Below are 24,696 nucleotides of genomic sequence, written 5' to 3'. Positions count from 1 at the left end.
AAGATACGGCCAATTTCGATAGGAATAGTTTATGATCTAATCCACAAAATGATCAGAATAAGAATTGGTACCAGTTGTACAAACATTTATGTAGTCCTTGGTCCTTAAATAAAAAAGGATATTTTCAGCGACTAACCATGAGATAAGTTCTTTATTAAGGAGTTCATGGTCGGCCAAGATACCTTGAGCAGGCTCTTTGCCAAAAAGAGTAATTAAGTGTGAAATCAATTTAATCTGCTATTTTGCCGTGGTGGTGCCGCTTTATTCAAGAGCGTCCAAAACAAGGGAATAGCTAATAGTATTGGAATTAATATTTCATTTGATTTCGAAATTTGCGTCATAGCATAAGTTTCGGAATGATAGGCCAAATAAAGCCGTATCATTCAGAATACTCATATTATGTTTAAAAAGTAAAATATGTTATCAAACATAAGCTATTGTTTCCCTAGTATCAAGTCCTATAATGTCCGTTAAAAAACTAAGGGACTATACTGTCAATGAACTTGCCTCTTCTGATCCTGGTGGTTAATGGCTTTTTTATTTTTCGATTTTCTTTGGACTTCATTCGACACATTGAGCTGGTTAAGAAAGAAAACGGAAATCCTGTGCTGTTAGCGTTTTCTTCCATGATAATTTTCTTCTTATCTTCCTTTGGTATTTGTGATTTTGCTATATCCACTATTTTCTATCGATTTAAGAAGCTTGTTTCTGATAAGAAATTACCGGGAACGCTAAATACCCAATGCGTTATTCCTGTAGCAGTAATGGCCTGTGCTTTTATTTCATCAATTCAAGTCGGTCTTAAAACATTGATTGTCTGTATTATTGCTCAAGTAGTGGGTGCTTATATTGGACCTCAATTTGTTGTTAAGCTTTCTATCAGTATGATCAGAAAAATAATCAGCCTGGGGCTTTTTCTTGCTGCAGTATTTATTGTATTGGGCCAATTACATTGGTTACCAGCAGGAGGAGTAGCAACAGAATTACATGGTGTGAAATTACTGATTGCCGCGGGCGCACTTTTTATTTTTGGGGCGTTAAATAATGTAGGTATTGGCTCTTATCCACTTACCATGGCAACGATTTATATGCTTGGGATGAGTCCGCTGGCCTCCTTTCCTATTATGATGGGAGCTTGTGCTTTTTCTACATCCATTGCCAGTGTGCAGTTTATCAAGCACGGCCAATACAGCCGAAAAATTACCTTGTTTACATCGACGTTTGGTGTCCTAGGGGTGCTTATTGCTGTTTATGTCATTAAGGAATTAAATGTCGCCTGGTTACAATGGATAATCACCGCTATCATTTTTTACACAAGCTTTAGTATGCTTTATAAAGAATACAAGGCCCCCATAGCGCAATTAACAGTCAACTCTAGTCCATCCAACGGTTAGTTAAAGAGGGATCTATGCAATGATTACAATCAAAAATTGCACTCGTCATGGGGGGACACAATCCATTGCGAACCGCATAGGGCATCCGATGACTTAATCATCTGTATCAGCTATCACTTGCTTATCTAAATGTCATTTATCCGAAGGTCTGGGTTCTCATTTCTTAATCACATTCTTAAAGTGATCGCCAAACTTAAGACACCATTGCCGCCCCGTTTCATAACTTACTTCAATGCCCCGATACAACAAGCGCTCTGAACCATCTCGGTAGTTGTCATTAAAACGATGATAATTCCATAACGTAATGCTGACGGGCTGTGCAGAGTAATGATATCTTTTGAGTTTTTTTGATACCTCATAGGAGTCTGCTCTCCAATTTTAATACTAAGTTGGTAAAATATTTTGCCAACTCAACGGAGGAGGATTCATTATATTAGAACACATATTTAATGTTGGTATTTTTTTATAAACTACGTATTATTAATATCTTATGGAATATATAGCGTACGTAGAGGATGATCGAGATGGAGCGCAAACCAACCATTAAAAATCTATTATGGGCAGAATTGGATTATATTGATTGTGGGGATTTTGAACCCGCTATAGAAGATGATCGAGTTTTTCTTACAACGATTGTTCGTCTAAATGGGCGAAATAATCCTAAAAACTTTCAAATGCGGTTACGATGGATTGATGAAGATGGTTCTGAACAAGAAGTGTTTGTTGATCCCTATGAGTCTTTGGATGAAATAAATCCCGACAATAAAAAAGAATCGTTTTTACATTTTCGTACCCCAGAATTATTGTGCAAAAAAGACTATCAATGCGACATCTTTTACAAAGGAAGCACTTTATCTGTCTTGAAGGCTCCAAAAGGTGACTATATTCCTTTAACCATTGAAACTCCTCCTGCCAGACAAGATCCTCAATCTATTACTATCGCGGTGGGAGGAGATCAGGAGCGACATGAACAGTTGGGTTTTTTGGGGCAATTGTTTGGTATCAATAACTATTCTCACACCAAACAAATTTATAAACATATTGGCAGCAGTCAAGGATATCAACTATTTATTCATTTGGGCGATTTATTTAATGGCGAAGTTTATTTTTCTTTACGTAATCTATTTCGTTCTGGCCGTCGTGTTTTTGAGCGAAAAGTTCAAACGGAAGAGGCTTTTGATTATCATTTAAAGGCAGATTTTCTCCACCCTGCGAAACGGTATTTAGCCAAACTTAGTCATGGTTTTTACAATGTTTGTGATGATCATGATGGTGGAAATAATGATCAGAAAGAAGCGATTACTGAGCAAGAAAAAGCAGCCCGGCAGTACATGGAGAATTCTTTTCACAAGAATGTCGGGTTACCCCGTTTTAGTATTCAGGAACATGATGGTTATGGCAATGTAAAAACATCGGGTCGCGCTGGTCCTTTTTTTAAAAAACGAATAGGACAGAGTGAGTTTTTTATTCTTCATAATCGTCTTACTCAAACAACAGATGCAAAACCTGAATCTTTTTTGTTAGGCGAGAAGCAATGGGAGTGGTTGGAGCAATCGCTTGCAGAATCAAAGGCCAGTAATAAGATTATTATTTCACCTTTGCCTTTCGTGATGGGGAAAAATCCAGGTGAAGATTATCGAGCTCATTGGCAAGAATGGCACCGCTTTATTCAATTATGCCGAAAATACAAAGTTGGTACTATTCTTACTGCTGATTCCCATAACTTCAGTGAAAGTGAAATTCATGTAAGTAATGCCGATGATCCGAATGATAAAAACCGCTGGATTATTCATCAGCACCTCATTGGGACTTTAGGTGGAAGTGCTCAACATATTACAGATGAGGAAAATGAACGAATCAATACTCCTGGAAGGCCACTCTTGCTTCCTCAGGATAACGATTTTCCTAAAGAGCTTTATCAAGGGTCGCGAGTCATTTCTTATTTCTCTCCTGGAAGTAAACAGGCACTTATTTCTTCTCGACATTCTGGAGATGCTACAAATAGAGTAGATGGACAGGAAGAAACATTAATCGATAGTCAATGGACACAAAAAAATGAATGGCGTAAACATACTCATGGCTATGCACGCTTTGTTTTTACACCTCAAAGTCATTATGTTGCGGAAGAAATAGAGATAGGTGCTAATGAAGTCATCTCTAGCAATAGACAGAGTGTACGGTTATCTCCCGAGCAACTTGATGCATGGCAAGTAAAAATGTCTTTTTTTGCATGCAATAGAAAGCAATCAATAACTAATGAGCTTCGCTTGGAGAGTAAATACATAAATTCTATCTGCTAAATGGGGATAAAAACAGGTGGTTCTAAATGAACCACCTCTGGGCATCGTCAACTCCTACGTACACCTAGGCCTGTAAGAAAGAATTATAAGATTTAAAACTCTTTCAGTTTGTTAAACCTTTGAAGCGGGAACTTATTAAATTATACTCATTTGCATCAACTGCAATATGCTTTAATTGCTCAAAACTTCGTAGATCTTTTTTATAACCGCGGGGAAGTCCATCTTTCATTATACTAAGACAAGAGTTGTATGTATCTTTGCTTATTTTGGGAATAATTAATTGCTTAAATGATTTTTTATCGGTAGCGGTTATACCAGTGTTCCCTTCGAAATATTGTTCGCACAGAGATAAAAATAATTTATCATTACTTACTAATGTTATATTAATATGTTTTTTATCAACAAGCTTTACCAGATAACTTATTTCGTGATCTTTTTTGACCAGTTTTGTTTTAATAAATCCATAATCACGAAGAGCATATCGTTCTTTCTCTTTTTGCTCTATTGCTGCTCGTTCTTCTAGCTCATCAAATGTTGGTTTTTCTCCTTCAGCTACTTGACATAGTTTTGAATATGTTTCTTTATTCATATGTGGCAGATAAAGAATATATTTCTTTTTATCAAAAGTAACTATAGTGGCATCATCCATAGCACAGGCTTTAGCATATTGTCTTAGGGTAGCTTCATTATTACCCTCTATTTCAAGCATAAGTCCTTTGTTACCAAAATAAGCATTACATTTCATGATATTTCACAATAAAAAAAGATAAAAACTATACATGGATGTTAAATTATATTCAAGGAGTTGCTCTAACACGCACAGCTCTTTTCTCATCCTAAATTGATTGATTTTTTGCTGAGTAAACGGTTAACTTCTTCTTTTTAAGCCTAGCAATGAATAACGAAAGATATATGGAATGAAATGACATTCGGTGGACTTGTTCGTTCCTTAGAACCATTAATCGAGCTTTTGATTAGAGATCAATTGAGGAGTCAATATCTTAATTATATTGTGGAATTAAAACGTACCTCTTAATTAACTCACATTTGCGGGAAGGATAGTTAAGATCTAAAAATCTCAATTGAAGCGCCTTTAGTTTCTTCCCATTCTGAATGATAATCAATGTATAGCGCTATGAATTGATAAGATATTAGAAATTTAACGAGGTTGCAGTTTTTATGGCAAAAAGTAAAAATGATTTATTTTGTTTCTTTTCAGGTTTTGCTCATCAAGATATTGAGGTTCATGATTATTTGGAAAATCTTGAGCTTAAAACAATTCTTTTGACATGCCGTAACACGGGTAAACACGTATTATCCAAAGATGACTACATACAACTTGATGGAGTTCTTTTTCAGATTATTGAAACGAGTGGTTCTTGTTTTAAAGCGTGCAGCACTTTTGAATTGGCAAACAATACATCAATTAAGAATATCAATACTGGCAGTAAATTGACCTTAGGAATATTGGCAGAAAAGGATATAGCGCATGATCGCTTATGGATGTTACAACCATCAGCTTTAAGTCAAGTAAGGTATCTGAACTGTTCGGTATTAGATGGTCATGAGTATACTTTGAAACTAGATTTTGAAGCTCCCTTGGAGCTTGCATCTGTTATTCATCAAGATTGCCATTTAGGCCTCGCGGGCTCTAGCTTGACTGCGCGTGAAGTATCAAGTGATAGTCATTTAATTAAGTTTTCAATTTATTGTGGCCGAGAAACCAGAGAAAAATCACAATTTAACGAATACCTTAAACCAGGTGTTCGAGTCAATATCACTGAACCTGGTGAGATAGAAGATAGAACTTGTAAGCTATAAGCTTGGAATAACTTTTCGTTTCAATGATTGTTACACCCCTTGGGAGAGGGGTATGTTAATTAATCAAGTTTGGGGCTTGTTACTGGCTCGGATTGAGGTGCAGCATCTCCATATATATAAGAGTTCAATAATATTAGTGTACTTTGTGTTATAGCTAATGCTACTCCTGCCATTTTTATAACGCCCATTAACTGGCTAGGCTCACCAGTATTTGTGTATATTTCCGCTGCTTTAAAAGTGAGAAGCAAAAAACCCGTAATAAATTGTGCTCCTCCCATTAATTGACCCATATAAGAATAAGCAGAATCTTCACCCTTTCCCCTATAATATCGATTGCCAAAAAAACCAATTCCGCCAACAACCAGCCCACCCACCCCGGTGACCACATCACTGTTAATCATTTGATCCGCTTTACTGAGGGCATAGAGAATTGCGGGGCCTTTGGTAGCGATTTGCAGGTTAAATTTAGCAGCACTCTCATATACATCTGCACCTAATTTAGACCCATCGACATTAGAAGTTTTTTCTCGTTTTTCTTCAGCCATAACCACTCCTTGTAATAAAAAAAGCAGCATTGTTGTAGCCTGGGTGAACGCTAGAGGTCAAGTCTTTTGATAATTCTCTTTAAAAAAAACCTGTTATTAGGTATGTAACAGGATCCTATTACTGAAATCCTGTTACATATACCTTACTCCTGAGGGACAACTTGTTCTTTTCTAGATAGCTTAATTCTTCAAAAAGCGTTTGCCTTTCTTTTTCAAGTTATTTCGAAAAACTGTCTGGGGGAGGAAGGAGTACTCGATATCAAATTACATCAAAATTTATGAAGAGAATTATGCGAGATGGATTAATATCCATAGGCAGTCTAGGTTTGTTAGTACATTTAAGTCTGATTATCCCCAAATCAGTCTTTAATTAGAAACTCCCTTGAATTTTGTAATTCAAGAGAGTTTCTGCATTATATGGATTGCGAGAGTAGCTTGACTAATGCTTGCGCGCCAGCGGTTGAAGATGCGGGATTTTGTCCCGTAATTAGATGGCTATCAACGATAACAAAACTTTGCCAATTAGGTGCATTTTCGAATAATCCTCCTAATCGTTTCAACTCATCTTCTACGAGAAATGGAACTACTCCTGTGAGCTGTACTTCCTCCTCTTCACTATTGGTGAAACCCGTCACGCGTTTTCCTTTGACTAGAGGAACCCCTTTATAATTGACATGTCGTAGTACTCCTGGTGCATGACATACTAAAGCAACAGGTTTTTCTGAATTATAAAACGATTCAATTAAACTGATTGACTCAGCGCTTTCAGCAAGATCCCACAAAGGGCCATGGCCACCCGGATAGAATACCGCATTAAAATCTTCTGCTTTCATATCCGCAAGTTTGACAGTTTGAGATAGCTTTTTTTGAGCCGACTCGTCTTGCTTGAATCGCTGCATAGCCGGAGTCTGATTTTCAGGTAAATCACTCTTTGGATCAATAGGGGGGTGCCCGCCTTTAGGTGAGGCTAATGTGGGTTCAATACCTGCATCTTTGAATACAAAATATGGAGCTGCAAACTCCTCCAACCAGAATCCTGTTTTACGACCCGTATTACCGAGCATATCATGTGAGGTCAGCACCATTAATATTTTCATTCACTTCTCCTTGTAAGAATGCTGAAGATGACAAAGTTCTTTCAGTATAATACACATTTAAGCTAGATTAATTTATTTACACTAATAGAGGCGCCTTCTCCTCCCTTTTTTAGGGTAAGATTTACACGATGATCTTTTTGCACCGAATAAAATGATAATCGAAGGCGATAAAAAAGAATTTGATTTTAATGCATTAGTTTTTTTGCCCTCAAAAACTTAATCTCTTTATTGAACTTCTTAATAATACCCTTAATGAAACTTTTCATAGTCCGCCTTGTTGCTTGGACATCTTGCATGTAATATGGAAACATTGTATTTTTTTAAGGATAAGTATGCGTAATAACAGAATAACCTTAGCACTCTCAGTACCATCGTTGCTTGCATGAACGATGGTCTTCAAAATTTGATTGCCGCGTCGGCCAATAATTCATACGATATGGGCTGGGGTTCCACTAAAATAAGAACTTTTGCAACCAGTTCCAGAGATGGACAGAGGAACACGAAGAAAATCATTAGTGCATTAGGAAATAATGAGGACACACCCTATGCGGCACAATTGTGTGATGACTATGAGGTGGATTCGGAAGGAAACTCGCCTTGTAAAACAGGCACCTGCTATAGCAATTGGTTCTTGCCAGCTGAAAATCAGCTCTATTGTCTCTACGATAATGCTCCGTGGATAGCTCAATTTCCACAGGGTGACTATTGGAGCTCTACTGAAGTTGCTGATGACAAAATGTCCACTGCTTTCGCTATGCTTATGATATCCCATGCTGCTGGTTCCGCAACTTCTTATTTTAAGGATAATCTCGAATCAATTCGTTGTGTATCTATCTTCAACCCTTAGGTATTATTTAAGCCCATAAGAGTTCAATTCTTATGGGTATAGAATTAGATCATTACCCACAGTTGAGTAAAGTTTTTTCATATTTTATGTACAAGAATTTTTTACAATAGAAATATAATCAATTAAAATTCTCTTGCTTTTAGTTCATGTGAGTTCAATTCATTGATAACTCATTTTCTATATTTCTTACTGTATTTATTTCCAGGGAAGTTCGTTACTAAATTATGTGGCAGGAGAGGGGAGTTTATTATTAACCCAGAAGTCTTTTTGAAAGTAAGATACTCTTTGTTGCCTTTCTTTTGTCATAAAACCCACTTCTTCTATACTTGTCTGGCACAACCAATTCGTTATTGGGTCAGGGGCTTTACTTTGAAATGCCTTTGGAGAGAATAGCCCTACATTCTTTCCTTTATTTTTATCTCTTGCAGATATGTATTGAAAAATCTGTATTTCAGATTTCCGCATATTAGAGCCTAATTGTTGAGTATCGATATAAGAGGACGGTGAGATTAAAATTTCTTCATATTTTGAAAAAGGGGGGTGATCCAAAAATATTCCTCTATCACTTCTCACTTTTACTGAAAAGGATGAATACTGATTTGATATTGGATGTTTGTAAGGAGCTTCTGGGCCAAGCATGTATACAAATCTATAGTAAGCAGTTTCAGTTAATGCAGTATGTAAATTTAAAGATCCATAAAAAATTCCTTGCTCAAAAGTGGTTCCAAATCTTGAGCCATATTTAAGAGGTGGGTACCGAAAAGGAGTTGAAAGTAAATAATGTAAAGAATAGGTATCTGCAGGAAGAGGGCTTTTAGTCGACTCTAATAAATCTTCTAGTATACCTTGCTCATGCACATTATTTACTAAACCTAAAGTTGCTATTTGTTCTTGGGATTCTACTAATCTATAAATTTTCGCCATAAATGGTTTTACATGATTTATTCCTTTGCATTTTAACCAAATATCAACCATCTAAATTTTTCCTCTAATAGCATCTAAATAATTTACCACTCTTGATAAGCCCAAAATTGTTTTCATTGTTTCTAAAGGAACTCCTTGAATATGTCGATTATTAGTTTTTAGCCAATGGTTCATTGCATCTATGTTGCCACCATTAAGTGCAAATAATGAGCGATAGATCCTTATCAATAATAATGCACATTCTCCTTCCTTGCTTTTAGTTTCAATTTTTTTATTATTTAGTGCGTTTCTTAATGTATTACGATGGAGCCCAATAATTTTACTGAGATCATTAATTGAAATACTCAATATCTCTCTTAAATTAATCAGAGCCGTAGCTAATACTTGATCTTCACTAGGTTTTGATTCAATATTCATAATCGCTCCTCTACGCACTATATTGTATATATTAGCATAAAATGCACTAATTTGTGCATTTTGTTTTTTGTTATTTTAGAGAAACGGGACAAAGCGAATCCAACTTAAATTATGCATTCATTAGATTAAATGAGAGTGTTAGTCCAAGGCTAAATTCGGCGGGTTATTGTCTATCTAAACAGGGCATCGCAATATTCAACCTCTCATCGAGTTCGTTAAATGACGTACATTTTGGACAAAGCACTATATTCTATAAAATATTTAAAGAGTTGATTGATCCCCCATCAATTAATAAAAGATTAACTAATCTTTTGCTTTTAAAAAATATTTCGATATTTATTTCTTTTTTTGAACAATAGTAATTTATTCTGTTCAGCATTCCTTAAGAAAGATATCACTTTTTCTTAAGAATAATTTATTAAAATATATACAGTTCAACTACGTAAAATAGAGAAAGTAACATGAGAGAAAGAATAGATAGCGAATTAGAAGTTGATGACCTAGATGGGTTTGCTCTAGACGATCCTGCTCCTCATAGAACAGTTGATAAGACGCAATTTGTCTATCGTCCGGAAACAAATTGGGAAGTGAATACCGGGATGAACTCCTCTCGTTTACACAAATTATATAGCTTATTCTTTGATGAGAAATCGGCTTTTAATTTGGGTGAAGATGTTACTGTGTCTGAAAAAAGTCCTTTAGAAAGTGCTTATAGTTTACAGGCTAAACACAGCGATCAACAAATTTTTTTATTTAGGCCTGATGGCGGCAATGTTGCATGCTATGATGCGGATTCCAAATCGGAAGCAGGTTGGCTCGATGAGCAGCTTCAAAAAAGTTTGGCAGAAATCACCGCATTTTGTGCGACAACAACAAAACCCACCACTTTTGTAATTCCTTGTGTGGAAATGCCCACTAATTTAAGTAAAGGAGTTCAGCATCAAATATTACTTACTCTTAATTATGATCCAATCAAGAAACAACTAACGCCTACAATATATGATTCTATAGGTAGAGATACTTATGCCGAATCATTTTCATTTTATTTTAAATCAAAATCCAGATCGACTTGCGATGATATTGTAAATCAAAGTATTAAGAAAGCAGCTAAGGACGTTGATTCTTCTCTTACTGTTAGTGAGCTTAATCGAGTTGCCTACAATCATCAAAATCGTCTTACTGAAGGTAATTGTGGTTCTTATACGTTCAGAACAATTAAAGAAGTTGTTTCTTCAGCGGCCCACGAAATTCCTGTAAAAATTCCGGGTTCGGGCTATATTACGTCGGACAGTTACTTAACAGCAACCCACGTGCAGCAAATTCAAGATTGTATCAAGTATCGAACTTTAGGTTTTACTGATATTGAGCGTACGATGAGCGAAGGGAGTGTTTCTCCAACAGATCTCTCGGAGTTCATCTCTGCCCTGGAAGTTTATGGCCAATTACGAGCGCAACAGCCTGAAAAAGGGATGCTAAATTTTGGGTACAGTAAACTAGCCAAGTTAGCAGCTGTTGAATTGTTAACCGGGATTTTAAAAGATATTAATGATGGAAAAGAGATTAGTGAGTCACAATATATAAAATTAAAGGAGCAAACCGCTTGTTTAACAGATTCATCTTTAGGGAGTTTGGTGCAGTTTCATCTTAAAAGCTTAGGTGCTGAATCCCTGGAGCAACTGGTGACACCTCATATAAAACTGGATTTCGAGGAGCTATTTGATGTTCCAGAGATTACTGGGACAGAGCTTGCAGCCCATCGGCAAGTTCCTGTTGGTGAGGATGCCCTGCAACGACAGAGACAAATGAGAGAAGGTGTTACTGATCTTCGTCGTGAAAATGAAGCTGACACAGATTTAACAGAGAGTATAGTAGTAACCACGAGAGTATAATCGTTGCTCTAATATACAGACGGCATCGCCAACTTAACTTTTAGGGCTTTAATGTAACAAACAATTTACCAACTCAGCGGGTGGGATGATTCATTACATTAGAGCCTCAATTTCTACTATTTCGGACGATTTTCCTTGGCTTTATTCGCCTTTCATTAACCTTATCCATGATAATAAAAAGTAACTTTCAATGGGAATTTTTCGACAGGCTGTCTTCCTATCATGATGTTCCACCAAAATGGATCACTCCATCTGCTTTAGTGTTTTTCAACTATAGGGGATAAGTTATTCAAATCACAAGCCAAATATGAGTAATACCTTGGTAAAAACCAGCCTAATTTTTGAAGCAGTGCTTGTATTTTGTTTTGTGCAAATTGATTCTTATCAATCGAGAAGACTAACTCATGCTGCTCGGTTTCTGGGAGATAGGCGAGTTTGATTTTGGCGTCGTTGATATCGAAATGCTTCATGATGGCTTCAAGTAATTTTATTGAGGTATCGGGTAGGATCGTCGTTGGAACGTCGCTGATAAGGATATCCGTTCCTTCGCGAATAATATGGACATGCGCTTTATCTGTTTTGAAGGGATGGCTCTCTGGTTCAGCAAACGTACGATAGAGATGGAAACCTAAGACGTCGCCATAGCTGAGATCGATAGCTTGTTTTGGATTACGCGCTTCGATGGCTATGCCAACCCCTTCGTTGATTAAGAACGTATCGATGAGTTCAGGAATGGTATAGCTTGTTAGGGGGCTGCCATCTTCAGGGATGGTTTCAGATAGCTCGAGATTATAGTAGGTGAGACCTGCGGGATTGAAGATGATCTGAGGTTCACCACTAGTGAAGATAGCGTGGGGTAGGCACGTTATTAGACGATCATACCAAGCAGCTTGTCTGTTGGTATTTTCGATTTCAAACAGAGCTCTTAGCTCTTGAGTGGCTGCAATGGAAGCAGCTTTGTTTTTGGATGTATCCATAAAAGTATATCTTCATTAAAAATACATTGTATCAATATAACACAATGAATAATATTAACTGTCCCAAAAGCAAATCTTAATTGATTTCAAGTAAATAGATAGTATAAAAAAACATGGGTAATATGTTATAACCATATTGTTTTAATATAAAATATTAAGATTATACTCTAAATGGAGAAATGGAAAAATGAGATTAAAAGTAGAAATAGAAGCCGAATTAACTAAAGAAAGGAACCGCCTTAAGGGCCTGGAAAAGGAAGTTGCTGATAACGATGATCGTGGTATTGATCGCTACATGTTTCTCTCGTCAATAAAACAGCTGCTTGAGGGAGCAAAGATAAGAGTATCCGATTTGGAAGAGGAATTAGAGCAATATACTAAAAACAGTGCTACACCGAATATGACATTGTAAATTGGACCTACAGGGAAGTAGGGAATAAGAGGTGTCTATCAATCTTATCATTAAATCAATTTATTCTATGCATTATTCATATTCCGAGTTTTGTTTTGCTTTGATATAGTCGCGAATTGTTGGACGAAAAAAGAGAGTTATAAAAAATAGCTTCTACCTTCACTTTTAAAAGCCCAATTCAAAGTCTCTCCAACGGAGCTTGTAACTAAAAAATATGGAAAACGAGTTTAGTGTTAATACACTAAAGATCTGAGACAATTTTACCTTGTAAATTCGTCACGCAGCGCGTGGCTAATCTATTGAAATAGGATTAAGCCGAATTTGAGCTGAATTTATCATCGAGCATTAATCTGAAGAGGCGCGGATTAGAATGTTAAATTAGGTCTGATTAATTTTAAAAGCAGACACTGAACGTTTATTTTCTATTGGGAATACCAATACAAAAACAATCTCCATACCTCTAGTCTATGGCAAGTACTTATCTGAAATCTTATATAAATACATGACCTTCTATGATAAAATTATGACCATTTATAATGGTAATAAATAGGATTCAGTTTGTTTAATTCGTTTCATATAGATGGAGTAAAAGCATTTGATGAAAAGAATTATGGAGTAGCTAAAGATTTTTTTCTTCAATCAATTGATAAAAACCCAGAAGTAGCGGAAAGCTATCTTTATTTAGGAAAATGTTTCTTTTTTTGTGATGAAAAACAACAAGCTATTTCTCCTTTAAAAAAATTCATTGAATTAAGACAAAATAATTTAGATGAAGTTGCTAATGTTTCATATGCATTCGATTTATTAGGCCAATGTTATGAATCGGAAAACAAGGACACTGCGGCATTAAGATGTTACGAGATGGCAACCAAAATTTATCCGTCTGGTGCTTCTGCTTGGAATAACATGGGTTTGCTTTATATAAAATCCGCTCTGGATTATCTTGAAACAGACTTGGCAAATAGCGCTAAGCTGTTTAGAGGAGCGGAAGCTTTTATCAAAAAAGCTTTGGAAATATGTAGTGACAATCCTGTATTTTTACAAAGTGTAGCCAGTTGGTATGAACAATACGTTGAGGTTCTTGAAAGAGTTGTTGAAGACGAAGATGCTGTACAGAAGAATATAGCAAGCAATTTTAGTTATGCAATACATTATTACCGAAAAGCTTTATCAGTATGTAACGAACAAGACTTAGCATTAAGAAACATTGTTTTATCTAACCTTATAGAGTGTTTAGCGCAATACGGCCACCATTTGTATAAAAATAAAGATTATAAAAAAGCGCATGAAACTTATTTGGAAGCATTTTTTCTTGATCCAGAACATCTTATTGTCATTAATCAAATTGGAATGTCTCTTTTTAAACAGGATTGTTTCCTAGAAGCAAGAAAATACTTTTCTTCTATCTTGGATAAAACAGAGGATAAACAAGAAATTGCAGATGCTTGGTTAAATATTGCTTGTACTTATAGATCAGAGAAAAAGTGGGATAAGGCCGAAGAAGCACTTAGTCAAGCCAAGAAATTCGCACCTAAGGACCCTTCTATTACTGAGGAAGAAAAGAAGCTGAATGAATCAAAATTGGCCGCTCTTCTTATATCTACATCTCAAACACTATTTGGCAACTCAAATCCTGATTCTCAAGTTGCTGGAAGTAAAACAGTTCAAGGAACAAGTTTCCAACTTGAATTTAACTAAAATTTTCTGCAGCATGTTTAGTGCATTGCCAGTTAGGCTTAATATGTGGTAAAACTCATGATTTCAAATTATTTTGAAGAGAGGGGCGATTTAATGAAACCTACAGTGAATGTCACACTTAAGGTACCATTAGCGTACCGTTCATAACTCACATCAATACTGCAATACTGATTAGCTCCGCAGGATAATGACATCTTATAGGCTTTTGTTCCTGCATCTCTTTCACCGGCTAAATAAATTTCAGTTTGGCTCAAAGTTAAGTTGACGACGCCAAAAATTTGGAAATCCGCTGTAGCACAGATTCTTTGCGTCTAAAATTCGACAATACCCTCTCTTACTCTCGTTAAGGTACCCAAATATATTCTCTTGAAATAATCTGGCAGTTAAATATCAAAAGCGAAAGCAAAGTTTAAAAGCAGGCTATACTTTACTGGCAATGAGATTCGAGACGCAGGTATTTATGCATGCGATAAAGCATACTAGTATATTGATACTACTCATGTTACTAATTCAGGCTGGCTTACTTCTTATAATGGGGCAACCGCTGATTTGTGTTTGTGGTTACATTAAACTATGGGAAGGTAATATAGCCAGTGCTGGTAATTCTCAGCATTTGACCGACTGGTATACTTTTACCCATATAATTCATGGTTTTATTTTTTATTTCCTGAGCTGGCTTTTCTTTCCTAAAACACCTGTTAGTTTACGCTTGATATTTGCGGTTGGGGTTGAGATTTCGTGGGAAGTAATTGAAAATACGCCTGTAATAATACAGCGATATCGTCAGCAAGCATTAGCCGCAGGGTACAGCGGTGATAGTGTTATCAATTCTCTAAGTGATACTTTATCGATGATAATGGGCTTTGGAATGGCTTGGAAATTTCCTTCGTGGTTCATTGTGCTCATTGGTCTGGGGTTTGAGTTATGGCTGGCTTACGAGATTCATGATAATTTTATCTTGAACCTGATTAATCTCATTCACGAATCTCCTCAAATAAAAGTTTGGCAGAGCACCGTCAACTTAACGTAACATGACGCAATGATCGAGTTAGAGTCTAGTAATGACGAGCGATTTAAACTATGAAAGATTTATGGGATTCTATAGATAATGCTTGAATTAGAATTAGCAACTTAGTTTAAGCGCGATTTAAAAAAGATCTCAAAACAAGGAAAGAATAGCAATTTTTTTGATTTTATTATTGAGCATTTGCAAAATGAAAGACCATGGAGGCAAACATGAGGATCATAATCTGGAGACTGGCATGGATATCGCAAGTGTTAAGATTACATCAAAAAGTATTTAACGAAGAAGCTTTCCTTAATCTAAAATAATACAGAGTTTTTATTTATCTATCTTTAATTTTGCCGGTTTTTTGGTATCATTTTTTTAAGATAATCGATTGATTTATAATATCTATGGAAGAAAAAAGAATAAAAAAATTAAGAGAGATAGAGTCAGGAGAGTTATGCGATACTCTATTTTTTCAAGGTAATGGCTCTTCTCAAACTCAAGCACTTAAGTATGTGGGAAATCAAGAAATTACTGCAACAACTGGCGAAACAATGTGGTGTACTGGGCGTAATAACCTTTCGCCTCTTAATGTAATTTATAAATTGCATATAGGTGTAGAGATTGCCGATGTAAATTTAAAGCCTTTTGATTCGTATTTATCCTATTTTAATCCTATTAAAATAATAGGTTCGGCTATAACCTGGGGATCAAATTGGTATTATGGGTTTCACTTTGCATCGAGTATGCCAAAAACAGAATCAGTGGCATTTCATGCTCCAATTCTTTCGCAGGTGAGTATTGGCCAAGAAACTGATATACAATCTCATCGAAAGAAATATGATTCCTGGCTAGTTAGTAAAGATAAAACAACGGGACTTATTTTATGGGGTGTTTCTCGTGGTACCGCGGCAACATTTTGCGCTTTTGCAAAAGAAAAATATCCAGAAGTAAAATTAGTGGTCTTAGAAGGGGCTATTGATTCTGTACAAAATGTCATACCCAGCAGAGTTACAAATATAATCCCAGTAGATTTTCTTTCAAAAAGAATTACAAGTGCGATAACTTCAGGTTTTTCTTTTTTTAAGAAATATAACTTGATGCAGTACGATCCTCAAGGACCCTCACCACTAAAAAGTGTTGAAGAATTTCCTGAAGGGGTTCCAATTGTTTTTATAACATCAAAAAAAGATACAGTGGTAACCTGCAAAAACACAAGAAATATTGCTCAAACTTTAGCAGATAAAGGTAAGAATGATGTTTATCTTTTAGAACTAGAGCATTCTAGTCATCCTAATTATATGTTTGATGATGTTAATGACCGTGATAATTATGAAGCATTTATTCATGCTATTTATAAAAAATATAATTTAAAGTATAACTATGATTTGGCTATAAAAGGAGAAAGCCTTGTTCAAGATTGTTCCTTGCATGAGCTAAAGAACTCGAATACGATGAACTGTTATTAATTAAAAATTTCTCAAATTATTCTTAGCTAGGGAAGCGATTTGGAGATGCAATTATGTTTGATTATTGTGATGTTTGCCGTTTTATGCATCATGATGAACGTAGGAAACTCAAGGCCCAAGTTTTGCCGCATATTCCTCATCCATGTTTTCCTATTGCACGCGCCTGTTATGTTTTGATAGTTACATTAATTGAACTATTGGAGTAATATTTGTCTCGTTTTGCAGGGTGTCTAATGAATTCCTCGCAGCTTCATTTGTGCTTAAAAACAGCACTTATGTATTTTATTTTTCCATTTTAAATTAAAAAACATCCTTTTATGAAAAAAATCAATTTATTTTTTACTCCTCAATCAAAATTAAATACATCTCTTTCGAAAAAAATTCATCCAGCAATCAAATATTTTCGAGAGCTACAAATGACATCCTCTTCACCTCAGCTAGAAACATTTTTATCAAACTTCGCTGAACCCAAGTCAGTTGATTCTAAAATATTTATGGAAGGCGTGAAAAAATTTATTGAGTTGGCAAACTCTAATCCTCTTGATAAGGAACACAATAGAAAAACATTGTATGGAAATATTTATTCTGGCCTTCATTATAATAATGATTTAGTAAAATTATGGAATGCCCAACATCTTAACCATGAACCTATTAAGGCGTCACAAATAACAACTCTAGCCCCATCAGGATGGGATTCCACATTGCAGGATGGTTTTATCACACTTATTTATAAGGGACAGCAGCCAGCTCAAGCGTTAGACGAATTAGTCAAAGGACCGACAGTCATCGATTGTGGTATGTTTACTCAATTAAGCTTGTGGTTTGGTATTCGTTATATGTTAGGTAATGAGAGATTTAATCAATGTTTTGGACGTGCCCCATTTTTTATAACTCAGAATGTCTACAATAGCATTGAGAATAGCGACAAACCTTACTCTGGAAATCCACTTTATTCATTTTTATCAGACAAGATAACAGATGTTCCCTCTGTAAAGGTGAAACATCTTACAAACACGCCTTTATACCTATTAAAACATCCTGGAGGAAATTATGGCGGTGAAAATTGCATCGTCATTGGCGAGCAATATTATATATTTGACCCTCATTTAGAGAGCACTCAAGGAATTACAGAAGCTTCTGTATTAAATTTACTACGTGATGCATTTAATGAAGACAGGAAACCTTATGATATAGAGCGTTTATCCTTGTATGCGGCAACCCCAGAAGAATTTAATCCCAGGTTTTTACAAACTTATGGCCAATTAATTAATGAGGCTGAAAAATTACGTGATAAAACGTTCACGGAAGGTGAATTTTCTCATGTGAAACAAAATCCTGCGCTTGAGCTTACCTTTGATTTGCATAAATTTGCAACTTGGTTACAGCGCATGGAAAATACCATACCCTCTAATTCCATTGATTATTCACCCCAACCTATTGACTACTCTCTTATGCCAATTGAATTACTTGATGTGATTCCATTCGAAAATAAAACCTCAATGGACTTTTCTCAATTTAAACAAGACACACCCCAACAGAAAGAGCTCATGGCAATGAGCAAGCAATTTTGTCAAAGCGTATTAGCGGGCGAATCTAAATTTGTTATATTAAGTGGAAAAGCAGGTGTTGGTAAAACAGCAGCGGCAGTATGTGCTGCAAAAGATTTAACAGCCAGAGGGAAAAAAGTTGCCTGGATTTCAGAGGTAATGGTTAACGGGTGGGCGGATAAAGCCAAAAGCCTCTCTGATCTTGATGATTGTGGCCTAGAAATCGATAGCTTATTAGCCACTAATCCTGATGCAGTATTTCTGGATGACGATAATTTGGCAGGTTTTAGCGGTAATTTATTGCTTGAAAAAATATATTCCTGGTATGTGAGTCATCCAGGAAAAGGATTATTTATTACGTCTAATGAGTCTATTTGCTTTAAGAATTGTTATGGATATAAATTGGATGGACAATATTATTATCCTCCTTTTAGTCCTTACGATTCGACACAATACTTAAATTGGCATCATAAAGCGGATTTAGCAGGTGAAAGTCTACGTTCAAAACGTGATGGCCAATCCATAGGTGCTGTAGTGAGTGATTCAATCTGGAAAATCAACGAAAATAAGATAGGATGTGTTGAACTAATTCCAGCTTTTGACGAGGACAAGGAATTAGCTCCTATTCGCCGATCATTATGTAATACAAGTTCTATAAATTGTATTGCTTACGATAAATTACGTCCTATTCAAAAGCGCTGGATCCATGTGCATAAAGCCGGTGGCGTGTACTCATTTTCTGGTAAAGGTCACTCCCAATATATAGAACCTTATCTCACGGCAAATCCCTCAAAATTTGAAAAAACTACTTGCAAAACGATAGCTCTTGAAATGAGGGAGTATGATTCTTTTTTTTCTGGAAAGGAAATTGATCTAACCTCCATGGCTCAACTCATGCGTATACTTAATTATGCACATGATCAAGGTGGTAGACGGGTTATTTTAATCAATCAAACCAGCTTTAGTTCAGAGGAGCTATTACTTCAAATTAAAAAACAACTTCCAAAGTCTGAGCGTGAAAGAACCTGGTCTCGTTTGTTGCTATTACTGTGTGAAACAGAAGAATCTATTTTCAAATATGATCAATTTAATGGGTATATTGAAAATGCTATTCCAAAGAGATCTTTGTCTAAAGAGAGCAATGGATTAAATCGGCTATCTGTACTAAAGAAGAGTCGTCCCTATTTTCCAACAAGGTTAATGGAAAACGATTCATTCTTACCTGTCGAAGAGGCTCACGAAAACAACTCTCTTTTGGGAATTACTCAAAAGGATTTTGACCTCCAACCCATTCTTTCCAAAATACTGCTAAGTTTTTTCAAGGATGCAAAAAAGGTATATACAAAATCAAATAATATTAATCCACCGAAGCCTGAAACAGGAGTGAAAAAATATAGTGGTATTCCGAAAGGAATTTATACAGCACAACTCCGTAAACAAGAGGAAGAGCTTTTAATGAAGTCTCGTCACGAAAATGCCGAATTACAGCATGAATACGATAAACGATTTGGATTAATTTTGAAGTAAGATGATCTTTATATGGCATGACGCGAAGGGTTATCCCCAACTTTGTGGATAACCTCTTTTATCAAAGCCCCTTTATTAAGGAAAAAGATTCAATTAAAAAAAGACTGCATTGAACCCAAGACATTCTGAAATGGATATGGTTTTTTATTGTCCTCTGTGTATTTTCATTTTTTTCCAAGATCCCCGGTATAAGTTTCTTCAGAGACTCTTGATTTCATTGGTCGGAGTGACAAGAATCGAACTTGCGACCCCTGCCTCCCGAAGGCAGTGCTCTACCAGACTGAGCTACACTCCGTGTTGAAAGACGAAATTCTTCTGTGCCGGATAAACTCTCTAAGTTAATGATCGAAACTAATAATTTCTGAGTAATGCAAATTGCGCGAGCTCGATAAGCGCATTTTTATATTTTGAGTCAGACAATAGTGTTAAGCTGGAAATTGCGGCATTGACTTCCTTGGCTGCAATTTCTTTAGTGTATTCTATAGCCTTAGTTTCTTCCAATGCATCGAGAATTTCGGGTAAAAAGTCCAGTGTGCCGTGTTTTAGGCTTTCTTCAATTTGTTGCTTTTGTACTTCCGTTCCATGTTGCAATGCATAAATTAAAGGTAAGGTTGCTTTTCCATCTGCAAGATCATCCCCTATATTTTTACCAATTGTTTTTGCATCAGAGCAATAATCCAATGCATCATCTATAAGTTGGAACGCATTCCCTAGATGTAAACCATAAGCATAAAGAGCATCTTGCATTTCCTTAGGGGAGTTGCTAATTATTGGGCCTATGCATGCAGCCGCCGCAAATAATAAGGCTGTTTTGGCACGAATTACATCAAAATATTCCTCAAAAGTTAATGCAGGATTATGACGGTTCGTTAATTGTTTGACTTCACCACAACTGATTTCAAGTGCTGTTCTGGAGAAAAGCTTAAGTACCTCGGAATTATTTATATCAACCATTAATTCAATGGATTGAGTAAAAAGATAATCGCCAACTAAAATACTTGCTTTGCTTCCCCAGATATTATTTGCTGTTTGGCGTCCTCTTCTTAACGTCGATTCATCAATGACATCATCATGCAATAAAGTTGCTGTATGAAAAAATTCTACCATTGCAGCTAGGTCAATATGTTCTTGACCTTGATAACCACAGGCATTGCTTGTTAAAAGAACTAACAATGGGCGTAATCTTTTTCCCCCACTTTCAATCATATGGTGGGACATTTTATCAATTAGGCCAATTTGCGATTCAATTTTATTAATAATTAAATTATTAACGGCATTAAAATCGTCATTAATTAGCGCACGTATACTGTCAATCGCCATTGTTTGTCCTCTACGACTCAATCAACAAATGCTAAGGTTGAGCATAAGAATTGTCAAGTAAAACTGGGCTTGGATTTAATTATACATTAAAACGAAAATGCATGACATCACCATCGCAAACGATATATTCCTTACCTTCTAAACGTAATTTACCCGCTTCTTTAGCACCTTGCTCGCCGCCACACTGGATAAATGCATCATAAGCTATAACTTCGGCACGAATGAAGCCTTTTTCAAAGTCCGAATGGATTACTCCTGCAGCTTGGGGGGCGGTAGCTCCCTTAGAGATGGTCCATGCTCTTACTTCTTTAACTCCAGCGGTAAAATAAGTTTGCAATCCTAATAGTTCATAACCTGCTCGGATAACTCGATGTAAACCTGGTTCACTTAAACCTAAATCCTCCATAAATTCTTGGCGATCAGCTTCATCTAACTCTACGAGTTCTGCTTCAGTTGCTGCGCATAGAGCAACAATACTTGCTTTTTCTTGTAGCGCCAACTCACGAACTTGTTCCAGTAATGGATTATTTTCATACCCATTATCATCAACGTTTGCAATATAAAGCACCGGCTTTGCTGTGAGTAAGAAAAGTCGACGTGAAATGGGTTCTTCTTCAGCAGTGAGTACAAGGGTACGAACGGGATAACCCTCATCAAGATGCACTTTGATTTTTTCTAAGGTTTTCATTTCAAATAGCGCTTCTTTATTGCCACTACGACTGTTTTTTCCGGCTTTTAATAAAGCTTTTTCCAGAGTATCCATGTCTGCTAAAGCCAACTCTGTGTTAATGACTTCAATATCGCTTAGTGGATGGACATGACCTTCTACATGAACTACATCAGTATTTTCAAAGCAACGTACTACATGGGCAATTGCATCTGTTTCACGAATATTTGCTAAAAACTGATTGCCTAATCCTTCTCCTTTTGAGGCTCCTTTAACAATACCTGCAATATCAACAAATTGCATGGTTGCTGGGAGCACTTGTTGAGGGTTGACTATTTTACTTAAGGCATCAAGACGTGGATCAGGAACAGTCACAATTCCCACATTGGGTTCAATAGTACAAAAAGGATAATTTGCTGCTTCAATACCCGCTTTAGTTAGGGCGTTGAACAAAGTTGATTTACCAACATTGGGCAAGCCCACTATTCCACATTTAAATCCCATATGTAGTACCTCTAAAAAAGTTATATTTAGGATGAGTGCAAAAACTGGCACAAATCCTTAAGCGTTTAATTGATTCATTGCTTTGGCTAAATCATCCGAAAAGATGGATGGTATTACAGCAATACCCCTATCAATCGCGTCATAAGTTAATTGTCTTTCTTGTGCTGAGGGTTTACTGAGCACAAATTGATGGACTAAATCTTTATGTCCAGGATGGCCAATCCCAATACGCATACGGTGAAACTCCGCGCTTCCTAATTGAGCAATTATATCTCTTAAGCCATTATGACCTCCATGGCCTCCACCTGTTTTAAGTTTAATGCGTCCTGCAGGTAAATCTAACTCATCATGCACGATTAATATCTCATTGGGTTGAATGCGATAAAATTGACTTATAAGCCGGGTAGGTTGTCCACTATGGTTCATAAAAGTGGAGGGTAATACCAATTTACACAGATGTTGATTTAATTCTAAATCAACCAGCTCAGCCTGCATCTTTTTTTCAAGTTTAAAGAAAACACTATATCGTTGTGCTAATGCGGAAACTAACCATTCTCCTGCATTATGACGAGTATGCTCATAAGCTGAGCCTGGATTACGTAAACCGATAATTAGTTTAATGGCCATGAATTATAAGCTCTTTGCTATGATTGTAATTTTGGACTTATGTTGCTTGGGTGAAGCAGAGTGAGCAAGAAGCTTCTCTAGGTTCACCCAGGTTCTATTTATTGTATTACGTAACAATAAGAATATAAATTTTTTATTCTTCACTTTTCGTAGAGTCAACAGTAGGTACAGCTGATGCTGAAACTTCTGCCGTTTCTTCTTCTGATGCCGCACTTACTTTAGGCATATGAATACTTACCACCGGTGCATCATGACTTCCATCAGTAACATCAACAGTAAGTTGTACTCCTTTAGGTAATTTTAAGTGAGATAAGTGAACTACATCATCAACTTTGACTTCAGACATATCTACATTAATAAATTCAGGTAAGTCTTTTGCTTGGCAGCGGACCTCTACTTGAGTCATGGTGTGGTTGATGATACCACCTGCTTTAATGCCTGGAGCTTTTTCTTCATTAATAAAATGAACAGGTACTAATTTAACGAGGATATCAGTTTTAGAAACACGTTGTAAATCCATATGCATAACAACAGGTTTGTAAGGATGGCGTTGTAATGCTTTTAAAATAACATGTTCTACTTTACCATCAACGGTGATATCGAAAACACTTGAGTAAATACTTTCAGTTTCCAACGCTTTGATTACTTTGTTGTGTTGAAAATGAATAGAAGTGGGTTTTTTATCGCCACCATAGATTACGGCAGGTACTTGATTTTCAAGACGACGTAGGCGGCGGCTCGCACCTTTCCCCATATCCGTTCTTGTTTGAGCTTCTAAAAGGATGTTTGGCATTATATACTCCTAAAATTGATATAAATCCTTTGAAATCTAATCCGCGACCAGATTAAACACCGGATAAAAATCCGGAAAGGGTGGCGAAGTATACAATATTTTAAAATGAACTTGAAGTCATAGTCATAATTTCATAGAATATGCGACTTTATTGAATTTTTGATAGCCAAGCAGGCGAGTTGGAGAAAAATTATGTATGCAGTAATCAAAACTGGCGGTAAGCAATACACCGTGAAGGAAGGTGATGTATTAAAAATTGAATTACTGCCTGAAGATGTTGGCAATGAAATACAATTTAAAGAAGTATTAATGTTAGCTGATGGTGATAAGATTGTTTGTGGATCTCCATTAGTTGATAAGGCTACAGTGAAAGCGGAAGTGCTGGATCATGGTCGCCACAAAAAAGTTAAAATCATTAAGTTCCGTCGTCGCAAGCACCACAAGAAACAAATGGGGCACAGACAATATTATTCGCAAGTTAAAATTATTGCGATAAGTAAGTAAGAGAGGATAGCAATGGCTCATAAGAAAGCAGGTGGTAGTACTCGTAACGGCCGCGATTCGAATCCCAAGTATCTTGGCGTGAAGCGTTTTGGTGGTCAATTTGTTAATGCAGGTGAAATTATTGTAAGACAACGTGGCACACGTTTTCATCCAGGCCCTGGTGTTGGTTGCGGTCGTGATCATACTTTGTTTGCTTTGGTTGAAGGTTTAGTGCAATTCGTTGTTAAAGGAAGCAAAAATCGTAAGTATGTAACTATTGTTGCAGAACAAAAAGAAGAAACTGCAAATTAATCTGAGCATTACGAGTTACGTAGGATAGATGAATTGTAGCTTTGCTGCACTATTCTCAGGTTTAAAAGCAAGAAATTTTCAGTTTTGCTGTGCTAGGTTTTTTGTTATTTCCTAATG

The 24,696-nt window shown here is 36.3% G+C and carries 23 protein-coding genes and 1 tRNA gene; 13 read left to right on the top strand and 11 right to left on the bottom strand.

Translation table 11 applies throughout. The annotated features are described in order from the left end of the window. The first annotated feature begins 497 nt into the window (after window positions 1-497). Entirely contained in the window at window positions 498-1,394 is an 897-nt protein-coding gene (locus Lsan_RS18370) for a sulfite exporter TauE/SafE family protein (protein ID WP_058515568.1), read from the top strand. A gap of 524 nt (window positions 1,395-1,918) precedes the next feature. Then, entirely contained in the window at window positions 1,919-3,694 is a 1,776-nt protein-coding gene (locus tag Lsan_RS18365) for an alkaline phosphatase D family protein (protein ID WP_058515567.1), read from the top strand. 103 nt (window positions 3,695-3,797) lie between these two features. Here Lsan_RS18365 and Lsan_RS18360 read toward each other — a convergent pair whose 3' ends face one another. Then, window positions 3,798-4,439: a hypothetical protein gene (locus tag Lsan_RS18360; protein ID WP_058515566.1), complete on the bottom strand. Its 642-nt coding sequence runs from the start codon at window positions 4,437-4,439 to the stop codon at window positions 3,798-3,800. Window positions 4,440-4,873: 434 nt separating this feature from the next. Here Lsan_RS18360 and Lsan_RS18355 point away from each other — a divergent pair, with 434 nt between their 5' ends. Further along, complete coding sequence (locus Lsan_RS18355) at window positions 4,874-5,515, top strand: hypothetical protein (protein ID WP_058515565.1); 642 nt, start codon at window positions 4,874-4,876, stop codon at window positions 5,513-5,515. A 59-nt stretch (window positions 5,516-5,574) separates the two neighbouring features. Here Lsan_RS18355 and Lsan_RS18350 read toward each other — a convergent pair whose 3' ends face one another. Then, a complete protein-coding gene (locus tag Lsan_RS18350) occupies window positions 5,575-6,060 on the bottom strand; it encodes a hypothetical protein (RefSeq protein ID WP_058515564.1) in 486 nt (161 codons plus the stop codon). 413 nt (window positions 6,061-6,473) lie between these two features. Then, window positions 6,474-7,157 (bottom strand): type 1 glutamine amidotransferase domain-containing protein, encoded by a 684-nt coding sequence (locus Lsan_RS18345; RefSeq protein ID WP_058515563.1) that lies wholly within the window; start codon window positions 7,155-7,157, stop codon window positions 6,474-6,476. A 382-nt stretch (window positions 7,158-7,539) separates the two neighbouring features. Between Lsan_RS18345 and Lsan_RS18340 the strand changes: the two genes are divergently transcribed. Next, entirely contained in the window at window positions 7,540-8,004 is a 465-nt protein-coding gene (locus Lsan_RS18340) for an Lcl C-terminal domain-containing protein (RefSeq protein ID WP_058515562.1), read from the top strand. A gap of 222 nt (window positions 8,005-8,226) precedes the next feature. Here the strand turns inward: Lsan_RS18340 and Lsan_RS18335 are convergent, their stop codons facing one another. Together Lsan_RS18335 and Lsan_RS18330 are read right to left on the bottom strand one after the other, a co-directional pair. Then, window positions 8,227-8,979 carry an RES family NAD+ phosphorylase gene (locus Lsan_RS18335; RefSeq protein WP_058515561.1) on the bottom strand — a complete coding sequence of 251 codons (753 nt, stop codon included), beginning with the start codon at window positions 8,977-8,979 and terminating at the stop codon, window positions 8,227-8,229. Beyond that, window positions 8,980-9,345: an MbcA/ParS/Xre antitoxin family protein gene (locus Lsan_RS18330; protein ID WP_058515560.1), complete on the bottom strand. Its 366-nt coding sequence runs from the start codon at window positions 9,343-9,345 to the stop codon at window positions 8,980-8,982. It abuts the gene before it with no gap. A gap of 461 nt (window positions 9,346-9,806) precedes the next feature. Here Lsan_RS18330 and Lsan_RS18325 point away from each other — a divergent pair, with 461 nt between their 5' ends. Then, window positions 9,807-11,234: a hypothetical protein gene (locus Lsan_RS18325; RefSeq protein WP_058515559.1), complete on the top strand. Its 1,428-nt coding sequence runs from the start codon at window positions 9,807-9,809 to the stop codon at window positions 11,232-11,234. Window positions 11,235-11,491: 257 nt separating this feature from the next. Here the strand turns inward: Lsan_RS18325 and Lsan_RS18320 are convergent, their stop codons facing one another. Next, the gene (locus tag Lsan_RS18320) at window positions 11,492-12,211 is read right to left on the bottom strand and encodes a hypothetical protein (RefSeq protein WP_058515558.1); all 720 of its coding nucleotides are present in this window, start codon (window positions 12,209-12,211) and stop codon (window positions 11,492-11,494) included. A 187-nt stretch (window positions 12,212-12,398) separates the two neighbouring features. Here Lsan_RS18320 and Lsan_RS18315 point away from each other — a divergent pair, with 187 nt between their 5' ends. The 6 genes from Lsan_RS18315 to Lsan_RS18295 all read left to right on the top strand — a co-directional run bounded on the left by Lsan_RS18315 (window position 12,399) and on the right by Lsan_RS18295 (window position 19,873). Then, on the top strand, window positions 12,399-12,623 hold the full coding sequence (locus tag Lsan_RS18315) for a hypothetical protein (RefSeq protein WP_058515557.1): 225 nt from the start codon (window positions 12,399-12,401) through the stop codon (window positions 12,621-12,623). 558 nt (window positions 12,624-13,181) lie between these two features. Further along, a complete protein-coding gene (locus tag Lsan_RS18310) occupies window positions 13,182-14,321 on the top strand; it encodes a tetratricopeptide repeat protein (protein WP_058515556.1) in 1,140 nt (379 codons plus the stop codon). Between the two features lie 499 nt (window positions 14,322-14,820). Beyond that, complete coding sequence (locus tag Lsan_RS18305) at window positions 14,821-15,351, top strand: DUF2585 family protein (protein WP_162265626.1); 531 nt, start codon at window positions 14,821-14,823, stop codon at window positions 15,349-15,351. 386 nt (window positions 15,352-15,737) lie between these two features. After that, a complete protein-coding gene (locus Lsan_RS18300) occupies window positions 15,738-16,799 on the top strand; it encodes an alpha/beta hydrolase (protein WP_058515554.1) in 1,062 nt (353 codons plus the stop codon). 53 nt (window positions 16,800-16,852) lie between these two features. Beyond that, window positions 16,853-17,005 carry a hypothetical protein gene (locus tag Lsan_RS22250; protein WP_157068324.1) on the top strand — a complete coding sequence of 51 codons (153 nt, stop codon included), beginning with the start codon at window positions 16,853-16,855 and terminating at the stop codon, window positions 17,003-17,005. Window positions 17,006-17,116: 111 nt separating this feature from the next. Beyond that, the gene (locus Lsan_RS18295) at window positions 17,117-19,873 is read left to right on the top strand and encodes a hypothetical protein (RefSeq protein ID WP_058515553.1); all 2,757 of its coding nucleotides are present in this window, start codon (window positions 17,117-17,119) and stop codon (window positions 19,871-19,873) included. 218 nt (window positions 19,874-20,091) lie between these two features. On the opposite strand, the gene Lsan_RS18290 is transcribed toward Lsan_RS18295, so the two are convergent. The 5 genes from Lsan_RS18290 to Lsan_RS18270 all read right to left on the bottom strand — a co-directional run bounded on the left by Lsan_RS18290 (window position 20,092) and on the right by Lsan_RS18270 (window position 23,784). After that, window positions 20,092-20,168: transfer RNA gene (locus Lsan_RS18290), tRNA-Pro, on the bottom strand. Between the two features lie 56 nt (window positions 20,169-20,224). After that, window positions 20,225-21,193: a polyprenyl synthetase family protein gene (locus Lsan_RS18285; RefSeq protein WP_058515552.1), complete on the bottom strand. Its 969-nt coding sequence runs from the start codon at window positions 21,191-21,193 to the stop codon at window positions 20,225-20,227. A gap of 79 nt (window positions 21,194-21,272) precedes the next feature. After that, complete coding sequence (gene ychF, locus Lsan_RS18280) at window positions 21,273-22,364, bottom strand: redox-regulated ATPase YchF (RefSeq protein ID WP_058515551.1); 1,092 nt, start codon at window positions 22,362-22,364, stop codon at window positions 21,273-21,275. Window positions 22,365-22,421: 57 nt separating this feature from the next. Next, window positions 22,422-22,991 carry an aminoacyl-tRNA hydrolase gene (gene pth, locus Lsan_RS18275; RefSeq protein WP_058515550.1) on the bottom strand — a complete coding sequence of 190 codons (570 nt, stop codon included), beginning with the start codon at window positions 22,989-22,991 and terminating at the stop codon, window positions 22,422-22,424. 133 nt (window positions 22,992-23,124) lie between these two features. Further along, on the bottom strand, window positions 23,125-23,784 hold the full coding sequence (locus Lsan_RS18270) for a 50S ribosomal protein L25/general stress protein Ctc (RefSeq protein WP_058515549.1): 660 nt from the start codon (window positions 23,782-23,784) through the stop codon (window positions 23,125-23,127). Between the two features lie 192 nt (window positions 23,785-23,976). Here Lsan_RS18270 and rplU point away from each other — a divergent pair, with 192 nt between their 5' ends. Next, window positions 23,977-24,288, top strand: a complete 312-nt coding sequence (rplU, locus tag Lsan_RS18265) for a 50S ribosomal protein L21 (RefSeq protein WP_058515548.1) — start codon at window positions 23,977-23,979, stop codon at window positions 24,286-24,288. A 12-nt stretch (window positions 24,289-24,300) separates the two neighbouring features. After that, window positions 24,301-24,579, top strand: a complete 279-nt coding sequence (gene rpmA / locus Lsan_RS18260) for a 50S ribosomal protein L27 (RefSeq protein WP_058463805.1) — start codon at window positions 24,301-24,303, stop codon at window positions 24,577-24,579. The last annotated feature ends 117 nt before the right edge of the window (window positions 24,580-24,696 follow it).

Origin of the sequence: Legionella santicrucis, assembly GCF_001468135.1 — a bacterium.
In the GTDB taxonomy this organism is placed as follows: domain Bacteria; phylum Pseudomonadota; class Gammaproteobacteria; order Legionellales; family Legionellaceae; genus Legionella; species Legionella santicrucis.
The sequence above is the reverse complement of the archived record's forward strand: the minus strand, read 5'-3'. Positions and strand labels throughout refer to the sequence as shown.